The organism is Bradyrhizobium sp. SZCCHNRI20481 (assembly GCF_032485055.1).
Taxonomy (GTDB): Bacteria; Pseudomonadota; Alphaproteobacteria; order Rhizobiales; family Xanthobacteraceae; genus Bradyrhizobium.
In genome coordinates this window covers 1-2,349 of record NZ_JAUEUE010000034.1, presented here as the reverse complement: position 1 = coordinate 2,349, position 2,349 = coordinate 1, and the positions used below count along the sequence as shown (strand labels likewise).

3 protein-coding genes are annotated in these 2,349 nt (G+C 58.7%); all 3 read left to right on the top strand.

What is annotated here, in order from left to right; all coding sequences use genetic code 11:
• Positions 1-90: 90 nt before the first annotated feature.
• Positions 91-315, top strand: a complete 225-nt coding sequence (locus tag QX132_RS32965) for a helix-turn-helix domain-containing protein (protein ID WP_316163875.1) — start codon at positions 91-93, stop codon at positions 313-315.
• A gap of 440 nt (positions 316-755) precedes the next feature.
• Positions 756-1,748, top strand: coding sequence for an AraC family transcriptional regulator (locus QX132_RS32960; protein WP_316163874.1), 993 nt, complete (start codon positions 756-758; stop codon positions 1,746-1,748).
• Between the two features lie 180 nt (positions 1,749-1,928).
• The coding region (locus QX132_RS32955; protein WP_410052931.1) for a cupin domain-containing protein at positions 1,929-2,349 on the top strand (421 nt) is incomplete at its 3' end.

Here is a 2,349-nt window from a genome sequence, read left to right as displayed (position 1 = left end):
TGGCCGAAGAGTACATCGAGGCCTCTTGGGACCGCGCCATCACGATCGAGGAGCTGGCATCGCAGACAGGCGTCAGCATCCGCGCGCTCTATGCTGCGTTCAAGAAAGCCGCGGATACTCTCCGACGGCGTTTGCAAGAACGGTGCGATTGCGACGGGCAAACAGATGCTCTCGGGGGCAGATCAGCGCACCTCCGTCTCTGCAGTCGCCTTCGATTGCGGCTTCGGAAATCTCGGACACTTCGCAAGAGATTATCGAGACACGTTCGGTGAGCTTCCATCCGAAACTCTGTTGCGGTCGCGACGAGCCGCCTAGCTCGCCTTACAGAAGCGTCGGTCAGGACCATTCCCAAGAGCGCTGGGGCAGCGGCGAAGCAAAGCGCGGGTCGCCAACTCAAGCTGAGAGCCAATCATGATGACGCTGTCCGACTGCGGCGAGGCGCCAAGAAGCGGGTCAGGCCTTTCGAATATTCTCGTCTCGTAGAAAGCGCCGCGCTTTTCAACTTGTTCGTGTCGCGTTCACCTGACGTCGCTGCTGGATACGCGTAGCGAGCTTCAACTTCATGGCGGATATTCTCTCGGGGGTAGGCGGGAGGGTTGCCGCGTCGTCCAGCGCAGACCTCATGAGATGAGGCCAAGTAGTAATCTGGAAGGAAATTGAAACGCATCGATGAAGAAGATGGAACTGCGACACCTCGCCGCTGACCGGTGTTTTCCCGGAGTATCAGTTCGGTCAAACCGAGGTACCATCTTCCGATGAACCTAGATCAATCCGTAAGCCTGCTGAGCCGCGCTCCCGTCATTCGTACAGACGATCCGGAGGCGATGGAGCACGCGTTGCGTACCGTCTACGGGGCAACTGGCTTCACAGTCACCAAGCCAGATGGCTTCCTGGGGGTGGGCAACTACCTTCGGCTTGCGAATATCGGCCTTGGCTTTTGTTCATATGACGGGGGAACGTCGGTCGTCAAGTTCCCGGAGGGCGACTTCGCGCGCCTGCAAATTGGCGTCAAAGGCAGAGCTTTGACCGTTCTAAATCGCACGGCGATCGCGATAACTGAGCGGCAGGCCTGTATAATTCCGCCGGGTGAACCGATCAGGATTGTGTTCGAGCCAGGTTATGCGCAGCTCATTCTTCGAATAAGTACGGGGGCGCTGGAAAGGTCGTTGACGACGCTCCTGGGCGCAAAGCCGGCTGGCGTCCTCAGGTTCGATCCCATGGCGGCTGCGGTGCAGCCGAACGCTCTGGTTTTGCGCGATCTGACGATGTTCCTCGCTCATCAGCTGGATGCGACGGCTACAGAGCTGCCACGCGCGGTGCTGGCCGAACTGGAGCAGGCTCTCATCGTTTCCTTCCTGTCGGCTCACCGCCACAATTTCAGCGAGCTGTTGGAGAGAGACGAAAAGGACGTCGCGCCGCGGATCGTTCGGCTGACCGAAGAGTATATCGAGGCCTCTTGTGGGCGCGCCATCACGATCGAGGAACTGGCATCGCAGACAGGCGTCAGCATCCGCGCGCTGTATGCGGCGTTTAAGAAAAGCCGCGGATACTCTCCGACGACGTTTGCAAAAACGGTGCGATTGCGACGGGCAAAGCAGATGCTCTCGGGGGCAGATCAGCGCACCTCCGTCTCTGCAGTCGCCTTCAATTGCGGCTTCGGAAATCTCGGACACTTCGCAAGAGACTATCGCGACATGTTCGGTGAGCTTCCATCCGATACTCTGTCGCGCTCGCGGCGCGCCGCCTAGCTCGCCTTATAGAAGCGTCGGCCAGGACCATTCCCAAGAGCGCTGGGGCAGCAGCAAAGGTCGCTCAGAAACTGGAACCTCAAGCTATATCGGCGATGAAGAAGATCGAGTTGCGGCACCTCGCCGCTGACCGGGTTTTTCCCGGTTTTGAGTTTGATCAATCTGAGATAGTATCTTTCGATGAACCTGGACCGATCCGTAAGCCTGCTGAGCCGCGCTCCCGTCATTCGTACAGACGATCCGGAGGCGATGGAGCACGCGTTGCGTACGGTCTACGGGGCAACTGGCTTCGCAGTCACCAAAGCAGATGGCTTCCAGGGGGTGGGCAACTACCTTCAGCTTACGAATATCGGCCTGGGCTTTTGTGCATATGGCGGGGCGAGGGCGGTCGTCAAGTTCCCGGAGAGCGACTTCGCGCGCCTGCAAATTGGCCTCAAAGGCAGCGCTTTGACCGTTCTGAATCGCACGGCGATCGCGATAACCGAGCGGCAGTCCTGCATAGTTGCGCCTGGCGAACCCAACAGGATTGTGTTCGAGCCAGGTTATGAGCAGCTCATTCTTCGAATAAGCGCGAGGGCGTTGGAGCAGACATTGACGACGC